A 14,521-nucleotide genomic window follows, 5' to 3' on the forward strand; every position below is an offset into this window, starting at 1 on the left:
TTACGGGGCTACAGTCAGCGGGCCACTTGCCGCACCCGTTGCCCGCCACTGGGGAACGTACATCGATTCAACCATGGGGACCGGCACCTGATAGGTCCCCGGCGTCACGGCACGTGCCAGGTAGACCAGCGTAACGGGCTGGCCTTCATTCACCGGTACTGCGGCCACAAAACGGTCATCGCGAAACTCCATGTGCTGGATATCCGCCTGCTGCATCTGGTTTAGCAGATTTTGCACTTCGCTACCGCTCTCCTGCAGGCTGGCGCTGCTGCTGGCCAGATTTTGATTTTCCAGCTCAAGACCGGCAGGGAGCAGATCAACCACCAGCGCATCCGGTACGTTCTGGCTGGCCTGCACCTCGAGCCAGACCAGTACCAGCTCACCGCTCTTCAGGGTAGAGAGATCTTTGCTTCTGCCATCGGTGGCCAGAATGTGGCGCTCGATTTTCAGCACCTTCGAGGAAGGCTGCGGCGCACGCTGTGGATAGCCGCTACTGTCGAGACGTACCCACAGCGGACTGGTGCCACTGTTAGTCACCTGCAGCGCAGCCAGCCGATCGCCATCGACATTGGTTACCTGCGGTTTGTCACCGTGCGCCGGCTCTTCTGCCAGGCTGGTGGTGGCCTGCCACGCACCAGAGAGCGTTTGTTGCGCGCGTCCGGCGAGGAACAAGGCATTACTCTCCTGGGTTGATAACCAGCGCTGGCTGAATGCTTGCTGTGCCAGGGCATTCAGCAGGGTGTTTTGTGCCTGCGGTAACAGAGAATTTTCCTGCAACAGCGCGAGCATCATGGCGTTATCACGCAGTTGACTGCCGTAATCCGCGATCCAGTTTTGCGAATCTGTACGCGGGGTTTGCAGCGCAGCTTCCAGCGCCTGCTGGCTTCGTGGCGCATCTCCCATCATCTTCAACGCGACGCCTAACTGCATTAGCGGAAGACCCGATTTTGCCTGCGCATGCTTTTCCCATATTTCACGCAGCGCACCCAGCGGGGCTTTTTGCTGACGCGCCAGCACCAGCGCGGCATAAGCCTGCACCGCGAACTTACTGGCCTGGGTATCGTTACTGTAGCGAATAGAGATCATGCCCGGGTCCTGCAGATAACGCAGCAGACGGTTGTTAGCACTGTTTAGCGCCTCTGCCGGCACGCTGTAGCCCTGCTCGCCCGCCCGTACCAGGAAGTCAGTCACGTAGGCCGTCAGCCAGTACTCTTCCGGGCCGTTTTTATCCCAGAGCGCAAAACCGCCGTCATCCCGCTGCATCTGTAACAGACGCGAGATGCCTACATCAATGGCACCACGCCGTTTTTCATCGGTGTCACCTTTGATACCTAGCGCAGCCAGCTGCGCGGCATTGGTGTAGAGCGACGGGAAGAGTCCACTGGTAGTCTGCTCCAGGCAGCCATAAGGATAGGCCTGCAGTTCACGGATATAACGCGCGAGGTTGAGCGGCGGTTTACCGCTCAGCATCAGTTGCGCCTGCAACGTTGCAGGCGAGAAACCGGCAAGGTGTTGCCCTGGCGCAATCCAGCTCTCCCCCGGGTTGAGCATCGTACCCGAGTTAACCGTCTGTGCCGGGAAGGCCGGACGCACGCCGATTTTCCAGTTTTTACTCAACGGCGCGAAGGTTTCGCCGGGAAGCGACAGGCCATTGACCTGGGCCACTACCTCTCCGTCGCCATATCCCTCCAGCGCACGCACCGGGATGAATAGGGTGCTACGTGCACCGGGCGCCAGTTTTACGGGCTGCGGTTGCCCCCCTTCCAGCGCCAGTTTGCCGTGAACCGTTAACGCCACGTTCAGCGTCTGCGGCCGATCGGTCAAGTTAGTGAGATCCAGCGTCAGCCGCGAAATATCGCCACTGGCGAGGAAGCGTGGGGTGTTGAGCTCAGCGATGACCGGTGCCGCGACCACGACCTTACTTTCGCCGCTGCCAAAGTCGTCGTCGGTCCAGGCTTGTGCCATCAGACGAAGCTCACCGTTAAAATCGCCGATCGGCATCGTAATGGTGCCTTCGCCGTTAGCATCCAGCTCAACCGGCTGCGCCTGCTGGGCGATGATGGTCACGTGATTAACAGGCGGTTTGCCGCCACGTTTGAGCTCATCGCCATCGCCACCGAAGCGCAGGGAGGTCAGACGCCCCTGCCCCTCTATGACCTGGCCGTAGATATCGTAAATATCGGCGCCGTAACGCTTCTGCCCAAAGAAGGCCTGCCAGGGATCCGGCGTGACATAGTCGGTAATGTTTAGCACGCCGCTGTCCACCGCCGAGAGCAGGACATTCACTTTCTGCGGCACCGCCCCCTCTTTAACGCTGGCTTTCACCTTCACCGTCACCGTCTGGTCAGGACGCATTTTTGGCGGGTTTTCCAGCGAAAGATTCAGACGACGGTTTTCATCCCCCATCGGCAAGTGCAGCAGGCCGACGGCGCGTTTTGGCGTGGCAGATTTAGACTTATCGCCGGGACGTACCACCAGCGTACTGAGGTAGAGGTCGTGGCGTTTCCAGGCTTTATCGACAGGAATAGAGAGCTCCAGCCCGTCGGCCGGAACATCGATCTCTTTCCACCATAGCGGCCCTTCGCTGGATTCGATCATCGCATAGCCTTTCCCGGCAGCCGGGGCGGCAATATGCAGCTTGATGGTATCGCCAGGCTGGTAAGCCGGTTTGTCTATCTTCAACGTAACGCGATCCGGGCGCGCCGCGCCGCTGCCTTCACTGTTATCTTGCCAGCTATAACCGGCCCAGAAACGGACGCTGCTGACGGTGTCGTTTGGCGCTTTTACTTCCAGACGATATGATCCCCACTCCACCGGGAAGCTCACTTTACCGGTCTCATCGGCCTTCAGATCCAGCGCCTGCTCCGCTTCGATCAGATCTTTTTGATCGTACTGGGACTGCCAGCCTTCGCTCTCTGACCAGTTCCAGAAGTAGTCACGACGCTCGCGGATAAGGCGAACCTGCAGACCTGAAACTGCTTTTTTGGCGCCGCTGGCATCGGTGTAAACAATATCGAAACCGGCCTGGCTATTTTCGTCCACGATGGGCTGCGTCACGGTGGTGTCGGTGCGGTAGTCATAGACCGCTTTGCTGGCGAACTGCGGGCGAATCCCCGCCAGCGTGTCCGCCGGCCAGATAGCCTGTTCAGCGCGACGTGTCACCGGGCGGCCACCGGACTCCAGCAGGCTGGCCTGCAAAATGAGCTGCAGCGGTGAGTGCGTCTCTTTCCACTGGCTCTCCGCGCTGACCTGCCCGCGCCCCTCGTCATTTAACGTGAGTTGAACTTCATCCAGACTGCGGCTCAGGTTCTCTTCAGCGATATCGCCAAACTGGAATCCCGGCAGTGCCGCGACCGCCTCACGCAGCGGGCGCAGGAACAGCTGCCCCTGCAGATTATTGCCGTTTGCGGGCGCGCCATACAGGTAATACCCGTTCACGTCAAAGCTGACATTGTCCTGCGGTTTAACAGGCGCTTTTTGCCCGCTGATATTCAGCGCCATCCGCTCCGGCATAAAGTCTTCGACGTGGAAATCCCACATCTGCTTTTGATTATCGCCGGTGCTGGCGCGGATGTGCCACATCCCGGTCTGTGCGCCGCTATCCAGCGCATAATTAAAGCGATAGAGGCCATTTTCCGGCTGGCTCACGACCGTTCGCGCCACCTGTCCATCCGGGCGTAATACTTCCAGTTTTACCGGCTGGTCAGGCAAGGGTTTGCCATCACTGTCGCGCAGTAAGCCATTAAGAATTACCGTTTCTCCCGGCCGGTAGAGGTCACGCGGGCCAAACATAAAGAACTGTTTGCTAAAACCTGGCGCACCGGCAATAGCGAATTCGGCGAGGTCGAGTGCGGGCAGATTGAGGTCGAGAAGCGTGGTTTGCCCCTCTTTACGCGCCAGAATAAGCGCCGCTTCTTTATCCGTTTGCAGCACAGCGTGGCCATCGCCGTCGCTGGCGGCCTGAGCCAGCGTCTGGCCTTTGTCGTTGAGCAGCACGACATCAACGCCGGCCTGCGCGCCACCGTTTTCAATGCTCTGGGTAAAGATATCCAGCCGGTTGTGGTAGCGGTGAACCGACAGGCCAATATCGCTGAGGGTAAAGAGCGTGGCGGCATTGCTGTAATTGTAATGCCCCGCCTGGTTCATTACCGCCAGGTAAACACCGGCCTGCTGCAGCGGCGCGATATCACGCAGCGGTAACAGCAGTTTTTCACGGGTGTTACGCGCCGGGTTGAGGTCGAAGCGGCCGGTATAGACCAGCTCCGCCATTTTAAGCAAATTGTCGGATTCCCAGTTGGTCAGGGAGTTACGGTATTCCCACTGGCTGACAAATGCCGCCAGCGACTCCGGTTTCACCCGATAGAAATTGACGTCAACGTTGCTGACGTTCAGCGCCATGACCGGCAGCCCCTCTACCACCTTGCCCGGCAGCAGCGAGCCGCGGCTGGCAAAGCCGACGGTAGGCTCGATATCGCGCGTAGTTATCGCTTTTTCGTAGTCGCTATCGAAGGTGGCTTTATTCAGTGCCAGCAGGCCATGCTCAACGGTCACCACCAGATTGCGGTTGGGCTCCAGATGACGTAAACGGACCTCCTTCAGATTTGGCGCCAGTTCCCATGCGCCATCTACCTTGCCGCTTTTCTTGTCCACGACGTGGAGGGTTTTTGCGAAATCCTGGGAAGGATCGAGCGGCACCGAGAAGGTGAGCACCAGCGTCGATGCGCCGTCGAGCTGAATTTCCGACGCATCCAGCAGCGTCAGCGGCTTGCCCTGACTCTGTTCCGCCAGTTTTTGCAGCGTGGCATCGTCGGGTTTAGTCGCGGCCTTCGGTTCAGCAGGCGTTGCGGCAGCGGTTGCCGGCGCTTCTGCATGGGGTTTCTCGGTGTTGTCATCACAGCCGGCAAGCGTAAAGGCTGTCAGCAGCGCTATGGACAGCGCGGCGAGGCGAAACGGTTTCATCCTGCATCCCTGGCCTGAGAGGCCTGTTGGTCGTCGTCGGGTTAAGTATTATCCGCAAGTTTCATTAATACAAAAGCCCATTTTGAGGGGGCTGGAAAGCATCTCGCAAAATGGTATAGGGAACAGCATCCACCCTGTTATACCGATCACAACCTGCATGGTTACATGTTACCTTTTAGGTCATTTGTTTTTAAAACAATAAGATAGCTGGCTAAGCTCCGTTAGCGCCTGCTAGTTTTATGCCTAAGACGCACCCCGAGTGCGCGGTTCAATAAGAGAGATAGCCATGAAACGAGCCGTGAACGCCCTACAAAATTTCGGAAAATCATTGTACGGACCGGTACTTATCCTGCCGATCGTTGGTCTGTTTATCGCCTTTGGTAACGTGCTGGGTAATGGCGCGCTTGCCGATTACCTGCCGTTTCTTGGGCATCCGTTGGTGCAGAGCCTTGGGCAGTTAATCGCCAAGTCTGCCGTTTCGGTGTTAGTAAACCTGGCGCTGGTATTCGCTGTGGGGATCCCTATCGGCCTGGCGACACGCGATAAAGGTTACGCGGCCCTGATCGGCCTGGTGACCTTTGTGGTCTTTATCAACGCCATGAACGTGACCCTGCAGCTGCAAGGCGCGCTTGCCCCTGCCGATCAGATGAAAGCTGCCGGGCAGGCGATGGTACTCGGGGTACAAGTCCTCGAGATGGGCGTTTTCGCCGGGATCCTGACTGGCGCGCTGTCGGGCTACCTCTACAACAAATATTCCGGGGTACAGTTTAACGGGGCGATGGCTATTTACTCCGGCCACTGCTTCGTCGCTATCGTGATGCTGCCCGTCTCAATGCTACTGGGCGTGGTGATGAGTGAGCTCTGGCCGTTCGCCCAGCATGGTATTAGCGCAATGGCGCTGGCCATTAAAGGGGCAGGCCCGTTTGGGGTGGCGGTGTATGGCTTCCTTGAACGTATCCTGGTGCCGACTGGTCTTCACCATCTGGTCTATACCCCGTTCCTCTATACAGAACTGGGCGGTACCCAGGAGGTATGCGGCACCACCTACCAGGGCGCGCGCAACATTTACTTTGCCGAAATGGCCTGTCCGGACGTAAAGCAACTGAGCAGTACGGTGGTCTGGGATGCGCGCGGTATCAGCAAAATGTTTGGCCTGCCTGCGGCGGCGCTGGCGATGTACATGACCGCGAAGCCTGAGCGTAAAGCTGCGGCAAAAGCGATTCTGATCCCGGCAGCCCTCACCTCCCTGCTGGTGGGCGTGACCGAACCTATCGAGTTCTCCTTCCTGTTTGTCGCCCCGCTGCTGTTCGTGGTGCATGCGGTACTGACCGGGATTGGCATGATGCTCTTCTCCCTGTTTGGCGTTCACGCCATCGGTGCGAACGGCATTATCGATTTCATTCTTTATAACCTGCCGCTCGGCACCGAGAAGTCCAACTGGCCGATGTACATTTTGGTCGGGCTCATCATGTTTGCTCTCTACTTTGTGATTTTCCGCTTCCTGATTGTTCACTTCAACATGAAGACGCCGGGTCGGGAAGATGACGAGCAAGAGACCCGTCTCTATAGCAAGCAGGAGTATCAGGCGAAAGGCAATAACGACGGGCTGGGTGAATCCATTGTGATTGGCCTGGGCGGGCGCGAAAACATTGAAGTGGTGGATAACTGCTACACCCGCCTGCGCGTCACGGTAAAAGACGTGGCGATCATCGACGAGCCGCGACTGAAAGCGACGGGTGCGAAAGGCATTATCAAACAAGGTAACAACGTTCAGGTGGTCTACGGGCTGCATGTCAAAAAAATGCGAGAAGCCGTTGAGACGTTTCTCTGAAAGGAGCTAAAGATGTTTAAACCCCCATTCATTCTCTCTATCGCCGGCGGTGGCAGTACCTATACGCCGGGTATTGTGAAAAGCCTGATGGTGCGCCTGCAGGATTTTCCGCTGGCGGAGATTCGCCTCTACGACATCGATGAAGCACGCCAGAACACCATTGCGCCAGTGGTCGAGAAGGTGATTCGTGACCATAGCCAGAGCATCAAATTTACGGTCACCACCGACCCGGAAGTCGCCTTTAGCGGCGCCCACTTCATCTTCGCCCAGATGCGCGTTGGGCAGTATAAGATGCGCGAGCAGGATGAGAAGATCCCGCTGCGCCACGGCGTGGTTGGCCAGGAGACCTGTGGACCAGGCGGGCTGGCGTATGGCTTGCGTACGATCCTGCCGATGGTTGAGCTGATCGATTTGGTAGAGCGCCACGCCCACGAGAAAGCCTGGATCGTCAACTACTCGAACCCGGCGGCGATCGTCGCCGAAGGGGTGCGTCGTCTGCGTCCTAACGCACGGGTGCTGAATATCTGCGATATGCCAGTAGCGGCTATGCGCAATATGGGAGCGATTCTGGGCGTTGATCGTCATAAGCTGGAGGTGGACTACTTTGGTCTGAACCATTTCGGCTGGTTTACCCGCGTGCTGGTAGACGGCGAAGACAGACTGCCAGAGCTGCGTCGCCATATCGCTAAATTTGGCCTGCTAACGGAAGATGCCGCCAAAACTGACCCGCAGCACTCAGATCCGTCATGGGTGAAGACCTGGCGCAACATTAAGCCAATTATGGATAACTTCCCCGAGTATTTGCCAAACCCGTATTTGCAGTATTACCTGATGCCGAACCAGATCGTCGAGCATCAAAATCCGGAGTACACGCGCGCTAACGAAGTGATGAACGGTCGTGAGAAAAAACTGTTTGCCGCCGCCGAAGAGTATCAACGTACCGGGATTTTGCCCGATGCGTTTCACGTGGGGGTGCACGGTGAGTTTATCGTTGATGTGGCCCGCTCGCTGGCGTTTAACCTGCGTCAGCGCCATCTGGTGATGGTGGAAAACCAGGGAGCGATTACCAACTTGCCGTACGATGCCGTGGTGGAAGTGCCCGCTTATATCACCTCTGAAGGGCCAGAGCCGATCCGCGTGGGGCAGGTTCCCCTGTTCCATCAGACGCTGTTGCAGCAGCAGCTCGCTTCGGAGCAGCTACTGGTGGAAGCGACCATCGAAGGCAGCTACGAAAAAGCGCTGCAGGCATTTACCCTGAACCGCACCGTGCCCACCATGGAGCACGCGAAAGCGATTCTGGATGAGATGATTGAAGCGAATCGTGAGTACTGGCCAGCGCTGCAAAAAGCCTGGCGGGATGGCGAAGCAGTGAAATAATACGGGCTTGCTCGCGAGTTGAACGTGGTTTGCTTGTCGGTGTCAGAAAAAACACCGACAATCCTCTTTTACGGAAAAGAACGGAGGCAACCCATGTCCACCTCATATTTTGTCGCCGCCGACTGGCTGATTGAGCACAGCGACGACCCGGAAATCCAGATCCTCGACGCGCGAATGGCCCCTGCAGGGCAGGAGCATCTCCGCGATATGACCGCTGAATACCGCGCCGGGCATCTGCCGGGGGCGGTATTTTTCGATATTGAAGCCTTATCCGATCACACCTCATCACTGCCACATATGCTTATCCGCCCGGAGGCGTTTTCCGTCGCAATGCGCGAGCTGGGCATCAGTCGCGACAAGCATCTGGTGATCTACGACGAGGGTAATCTCTTCTCCGCGCCGCGTGCCTGGTGGATGCTGAAAAATTACGGCGTCGAAAAAGTCTCTATTCTGGCGGGCGGGCTTGCGGGCTGGCAGCGGGATGAATTGCCGTTGCAGCAGGGCGACGTGACGCTGCCGGAAGGGGAGTTTGACGCAACCTTTGACCCGCATGTCGTAAAACGTCTGACCGACGTGCTGGTCGTCAGCCATGAAAAAACGGCGCAAATCGTCGATGCGCGCCCTGCCCCACGCTTCAATGCCGAAGCGGACGAGCCGCGGGCTGGCCTGAAGCGTGGCCATATTCCCGGCGCGCTAAACGTGCCCTGGGGCGATTTAGTGTTTGAAGGGGAACTGAAAACCACCGACGAACTGCAGGCTATCTTTGAGCGTCAGGGTGTGGATCTGCACAAACCCATTGTTGCCAGCTGCGGCTCTGGCGTCACCGCCTGCGTGGTAATTCTTGCCCTTGCTACCCTCGGTAAAACCGATGTCACGCTCTACGACGGCGCCTGGAGTGAATGGGGTGCACGGGACGATCTGCCGATCGAACCGGCTCACTAATGGATAATCGTCTGGCGACGCTTCTCACGCGCGGGGAGTCACTGACCCGCGCGGAATACCGCGTACTTTCCCATCTGACGGAGCATCCGCTGCTGGTCGGCAACATTACGGTACGCGAGCTCGCGCAGGCGACATTCGTTTCGACCGCCACAATCATGCGGCTTTGCCAGAAGCTGGGGTTCAGCGGGTTTAGCGAATTTATCTGGCACTGTAAGCAACTGCTGTCTGATACCCCGCATATTGCCACTGAGGCCAGTGCCTCCAGCGACGTGCCCGAACTCTTCCATCGGTTTATTGCCAACTATCAGCAGACATTGCAATGGGCGACGGTGGAGAAGCGTCAGCGCTTCCGCGCACTGCTTAGCGAGAAAGAGAGCTTTTTTCTGTACGGTGCCGGGTTTTCTTATCTGTTCGCCGAGTACCTGACCAAAAAACTGCAGGTATTGGGAAAAACGGCGTTTATCTCGGGGCCGGGCGACAGCCGGAATATCTTCCTCAGTAATGCCGCCCGCTATCAGGTCTTTATCGCCGTCTCGCGCAGCGGCGAAACGGAACAGGTGCTGGATAAAGCGCGGATTGCGCAGAACGTAGGGATGGTCGTGGTGGCCTTTACGCGCGCCTCGGCAAATACGCTGGCGGGCATGGCCGATCTGCATTTCGCCCTGTATGACGAAGCGGTGCACTTTGCCGCCGAGGCCGCCGGTGTCACCTCGTTTGAGTCGAACCTGGTGTTGCTGATGGATTTACTGCTGCTGGAAGCAACGGGGTGAAAAACCACCCCGTCTTCATCAAATGATACGGGTCGTTTTGAGATCGCGCAGGAACCCGCCCCAGCGACGCTCATAAAAGGGTGTGATGTGCTCGGTAATAAAGTGGCTAATGCCCTTCTCGCCTTTCAACACCTGACAGATATCAATAGGTTCATCGCCCGGCAGCGTGTCGGTCGCCACACTGCCCGCCGCCTGGATAATCTCATCGATATCGCCGTCTGCCTCAATGCCAATCAACAGCACTGGCTGCTCGTCGGCTCGCTCTTTGATGGAGCAGAGAAACGCGCGTCTGACGGGCTTCATGGTTTTAAACAGCGTGGTTAACGAGTCAATCATCTGCGCCGGCGGCTCGGCCACTTCTGAGAGCAGCAGCGTTTCGCCCCCTTCCAGCACCTCCTGCGTGCTGAGCGGGTTGCCTTCTTCACCCATCAGATGACTGATTTCGCGTGGGGTAAACTCTTTCCCGGTCGGCAATTTGGCGTTAAGGAACAACGTCTGGCCCAGGGTCATCTCAAAAAGGGTACGTACGGGCATGACCACAAACGCCTGTTCGTCTTCTACCGCTGTCTGTAGGGCTTCAAGAGAAGTAAAGAACGGGATCACCGACGTGCCGTCGTCTTTCTCCCAGTGCAGCAGATCCAGCGCGCTGTCTTCAACAACTTGCTCACCTTCCGCCGCAGTACCGGGCACCCAGACAGTAGACTCCAGCAGCGTGCGGAAAAATGCCGGACGGTGGGCGGGCTCGGTCGCCGCCTGCTCCAGCAGGGTTTCTAATTCGTTTTTGGTTTCGGACATAATTATTCCAGATGGTGCATTCGCCCCCTCACCCCGGCCCTCTCCCTCAAGGGAGAGGGAGCAAACCATCCCCTCTCCCCCATGGGAGAGGGTTAGGGTGAAGCAGTAACAGTTACTCTGCCGTCAGCAGGTTTGCAATGGTACGCACGCCCAGCCCGGTTGCACCTGCGGACCACTGTTCAACCGCCGCTTTGCGGTAGGTCGCAGAGCAGTCGATGTGCAGCCAGCCTTCGCGGTAGTTTTCAACAAAGTGGGACAGGAAACCTGCCGCCGTGCTTGCTCCCGCCGGGTAGGCGGCGCTGGCAGTATTGTTCAGCTCGGCAAAGTTAGAGGGCAACTGGCTGCGGTGGAACTCGGCCAGCGGCAGACGCCAGAAGGGTTCGTTTTCTTCGGCAGCACTCGCCAGTACGCGAGCCGCCAGCTTGTCGTCGAAGCTGAACAGCGCGTGGTAGTCATTACCCAACGCGGTTTTCGCGGCACCGGTCAGGGTCGCCATATCGATAATCAGCTCAGGTTTCTGGGCAGAGGCATCGATCAGGCCATCGGCCAGCACCAGACGGCCTTCGGCGTCGGTGTTCATCACCTCCACATTTTTACCGTTGCGGTAGCGAATAATGTCGCCCAGCTTAAAGGCATTGCCGCTAACCATGTTATCCGCGCAGCACAGGTACAGCTTCACACGCTTATTCAGACCACGGGTAATGGCGAAAGCCAGCGCACCGGTAATGGTGGCCGCGCCGCCCATATCGGACTTCATGGAGTCCATAAAGGCGCTCTGCTTCAGGCTGTAACCACCGGTATCGAAGGTGATGCCTTTACCGACCAGGCAGGCAAATACGGGCGCTTCTTTATCACCGGTTGGGTTGTAGTCCAGCGCCAGCAGCACCGGCGGACGCTCAGAGCCGCGGCCCACGGTGTGGATGCCCATATAGTTCTGCTCGCGCAGATCTTCGCCCTTGGTGATGCGGTAAGACATGTTGTCCCCCGCCACGCCGCAGAGCAGGTCAACGGCACGCTGCGCCAGCTGCTCAGGACCAAGCTCTTCCGCCGGCGCGTTGATGGTGTCACGTACCCAGTCAATAATGGTCAGACGGCTTTCCAGCTCTTTCTGACCGGCTTCATCGAGGTTCGCCCACTCGATTGTACGGGTGCCTTTCGGCCCTTTATATCCGGCCCAGAATGCCCAGCTACGATCGATATCCCAGCCTTCACCCGCTAAAGAGACGTGTTTAATGCCAAGACCGTCGATTTTACGTGCTGCGCGTTGAATCAGACCGGCGTCATCCTGGCCCGTCAGGTGCAGGGTAATACCGTCGTTATTGATACTGTAAGTGGCTTTTTCGCCCCAGCGCGCGTCGGCTGGCTGATGCGAAATCGTAATCTTCATCGCTTCGGTCATTTTATTTATCCTTATTAGCAAACGGGCCGCCTGAAGGCAGCCCGTAATGTGATTTAGCTAGCCTCATCTAACCAGACTAACAGAATCGCCTCCAGAATTTTTTCATTGGATGCGTTAGGATCATCGTCAAAATCCTCCAAATCGCAGATCCACTGGTGCATATCGGTGAATCGTACGGTCCTGGGATCAAGATCCGGGTTCGCGTCATAAAGCGCTTCGCCGATTTCACGGCTGTCTGTCCACTTCAGTCCCATATCAATGCTCGCGTGCGTGGTTAATGGTGTAACGCGGGAATTCGACCACCAAATCTTCATCGGTGACGCGCGCCTGGCAGCTTAAACGGCTGTCTGGCTCCAGACCCCATGCTTTATCCAGCATGTCATCTTCGTCTTCGGTGCTTTCGGCGAGCGAGTCAAAACCTTCACGTACGACGCAGTGGCAGGTTGTGCAGGCACAGGATTTTTCACAGGCGTGTTCCACTTCAATACCGTTACGCAGGGCAACGTCAAGGATGGTTTCGCCGGTCTCAGCTTCCAGAACTGCGCCATCCGGACAGAGGTCCGCATGAGGCAGAAAAACAATCTTTGGCATATTAAACCTCGTCCACGGAGTGGCCTTTCAGCGCGACACGGACCGACTGATCCATACGGCGAGCGGCAAACTCTTGGGTTTGTTTATCAACGTTTTTAATCGCTTGTTCTATGGCGTCAGCGTCATTGCCTTCTGCTACCGCATGCAGTTGTGCGATGGCATCGTCAATGGCCTGACGTTCTGCGGCGCTTAGCAGCGCGGCATCGGCAGTGAGCGCACCGGTCAGGCTTTCCAGCACACGTGCGGCTTCAACTTTCTGTTCAGCCAGCATACGCGCCTTCACGTCCTGTTCGGCAAAGCTCATTGAGTCCTGAATCATGGAGGCGATTTCGCCCTCGGTCAGCCCGTAAGACGGCTTAACCTGGATGGAGGATTCGACACCGGTGGATTTTTCCATCGCCGTCACGCTCAGCAGGCCATCGGCATCCACCTGGAAGGTGACACGAATATGTGCCCCGCCCGCAGGCAGCGCCGGGATCCCGCGCAGCGCAAAGCGCGCCAGCGAGCGGCAATCCTGTACCAGCTCACGTTCACCCTGCATCACGTGAATGGACATGGCGGTCTGGCCATCTTTAAAGGTGGTGAACTCCTGCGCACGCGCCACCGGAATGGTGGTATTACGCGGGATCACTTTCTCCACCAGGCCACCCATGGTTTCGAGCCCCAGGGAGAGCGGGATCACATCCAGCAACAGCATTTCGCTGTCCGGTTTGTTCCCCACCAGAATATCCGCCTGAATCGCCGCCCCGATAGCGACCACTTTGTCCGGGTCGATAGAGGTCAGTGGCGTACGGCCAAAGAACTCACCCACGCGCTCACGCACCAGCGGTACGCGGGTTGAACCGCCCACCATGACCACTTCCAGTACGTCCTGCGCCTCTACGCCAGCATCTTTCAATGCGCGACGGCAGGCCAGCAGCGTGCGTTTAACCAGGGAGGCGATCAGGTCATTAAACTGGTCACGGGTGATCTCCCCCTTCCAGCCAGCGACCTCAACGGTGACGCTTTGCGCATCGCTGAGGGCAATTTTGGCCGCAATCGCCGCATCCAGCAGTTCACGCTGTACGCGCGCGTCGCTGCGATCGTCAATCCCCGCCTGCAGGCGAATGAAATCTGCCAGCAGGTGGTCGAAGTCATCACCGCCCAGGGCTGAATCACCACCGGTGGCCAACACTTCGAATACGCCGCGGCTCAGGCGCAAAATAGAGATATCAAAGGTCCCACCGCCAAGATCGAAGACGGCAATGACCCCTTCCTGACCGGAGTCGAGGCCGTAGGCAATGGCGGCGGCGGTTGGTTCATTGAGCAGACGCAGAACGTGCAGGCCCGCCAGACGCGCGGCGTCTTTGGTGCCTTGACGTTGTGCATCGTCAAAATAGGCCGGAACGGTGATCACTACGCCATCCAGTTCGCCCTGCAGCGAGTCAGTGGCGCGCGCGGCCAGCGCTTTAAGAATGTCTGCAGAGACACGAATCGGGTTGAGCAAACCGGCAGCGGTGGCAATCATCGGCAGACCGTTCTCACTCGCCTGCAGCTGATACGGCAGATGCGGGTAACGGGTCTGGATGTCGGCCAGGGAACGGCCCATCATGCGCTTCACAGAGCTAATGGTATTAGCCGGATCTTTGGCAGCATTAGCACGCGCGTGGTAACCGACCGTGTGACCCTGTTGCTGGTAGTGGACCACCGACGGCAACAGGTGCTGGCCCTGTTCATCTGCCAGCGTACTGGCCTCGCCGCTACGCACGGTTGCCACCAGCGAGTTGGTGGTGCCTAAATCAATGCCCACCGCCAGACGACGCTGGTGCGGCGCAGCACTTAAACCGGGCTCACTAATTTGTAATAAGGCCATAATTG

At 57.7% G+C, this 14,521-nt stretch carries 10 protein-coding genes; 4 read left to right on the forward strand and 6 right to left on the reverse strand.

The window, feature by feature from the left end:
- Window positions 1-4,959, reverse strand: coding sequence for an alpha-2-macroglobulin family protein (locus B3B59_RS15675; RefSeq protein ID WP_286809495.1), 4,959 nt, complete (start codon window positions 4,957-4,959; stop codon window positions 1-3).
- 286 nt (window positions 4,960-5,245) lie between these two features.
- Here B3B59_RS15675 and B3B59_RS15680 point away from each other — a divergent pair, with 286 nt between their 5' ends.
- From B3B59_RS15680 to B3B59_RS15695, 4 genes are all read left to right on the forward strand, one after another.
- A complete protein-coding gene (locus B3B59_RS15680) occupies window positions 5,246-6,790 on the forward strand; it encodes a PTS transporter subunit EIIC (RefSeq protein ID WP_040074512.1) in 1,545 nt (514 codons plus the stop codon).
- 12 nt (window positions 6,791-6,802) lie between these two features.
- Window positions 6,803-8,167, forward strand: coding sequence for a 6-phospho-alpha-glucosidase (locus B3B59_RS15685; protein ID WP_046884554.1), 1,365 nt, complete (start codon window positions 6,803-6,805; stop codon window positions 8,165-8,167).
- Window positions 8,168-8,260: 93 nt separating this feature from the next.
- Complete coding sequence (gene sseA, locus B3B59_RS15690) at window positions 8,261-9,109, forward strand: 3-mercaptopyruvate sulfurtransferase (protein WP_040074510.1); 849 nt, start codon at window positions 8,261-8,263, stop codon at window positions 9,107-9,109.
- Window positions 9,109-9,879 carry a MurR/RpiR family transcriptional regulator gene (locus B3B59_RS15695; protein ID WP_286809496.1) on the forward strand — a complete coding sequence of 257 codons (771 nt, stop codon included), beginning with the start codon at window positions 9,109-9,111 and terminating at the stop codon, window positions 9,877-9,879. The genes sseA and B3B59_RS15695 overlap by 1 nt, the downstream gene beginning before the upstream one ends.
- An 18-nt stretch (window positions 9,880-9,897) precedes the next feature.
- Here B3B59_RS15695 and sseB read toward each other — a convergent pair whose 3' ends face one another.
- The 5 genes from sseB to hscA form a co-directional block, all read right to left on the reverse strand.
- Window positions 9,898-10,674 (reverse strand): enhanced serine sensitivity protein SseB, encoded by a 777-nt coding sequence (gene sseB, locus B3B59_RS15700; protein WP_212478458.1) that lies wholly within the window; start codon window positions 10,672-10,674, stop codon window positions 9,898-9,900.
- A gap of 112 nt (window positions 10,675-10,786) precedes the next feature.
- Window positions 10,787-12,073: an aminopeptidase PepB gene (gene pepB / locus B3B59_RS15705; protein ID WP_286809497.1), complete on the reverse strand. Its 1,287-nt coding sequence runs from the start codon at window positions 12,071-12,073 to the stop codon at window positions 10,787-10,789.
- A 53-nt stretch (window positions 12,074-12,126) separates the two neighbouring features.
- Window positions 12,127-12,327: a Fe-S cluster assembly protein IscX gene (iscX, locus tag B3B59_RS15710; RefSeq protein ID WP_040074502.1), complete on the reverse strand. Its 201-nt coding sequence runs from the start codon at window positions 12,325-12,327 to the stop codon at window positions 12,127-12,129.
- Window position 12,328: 1 nt separating this feature from the next.
- Window positions 12,329-12,664 carry an ISC system 2Fe-2S type ferredoxin gene (gene fdx / locus B3B59_RS15715; protein ID WP_040074501.1) on the reverse strand — a complete coding sequence of 112 codons (336 nt, stop codon included), beginning with the start codon at window positions 12,662-12,664 and terminating at the stop codon, window positions 12,329-12,331.
- Between the two features lies 1 nt (window position 12,665).
- A complete protein-coding gene (hscA, locus tag B3B59_RS15720; protein ID WP_046884551.1) occupies window positions 12,666-14,516 on the reverse strand; it encodes a Fe-S protein assembly chaperone HscA in 1,851 nt (616 codons plus the stop codon).
- Between the last annotated feature and the right edge of the window lie 5 nt (window positions 14,517-14,521).

It is taken from the genome of Leclercia sp. UBA2479 (assembly GCF_002341985.1).
GTDB classification, from domain to species: Bacteria; Pseudomonadota; Gammaproteobacteria; order Enterobacterales; family Enterobacteriaceae; genus Enterobacter; species Enterobacter pneumoniae.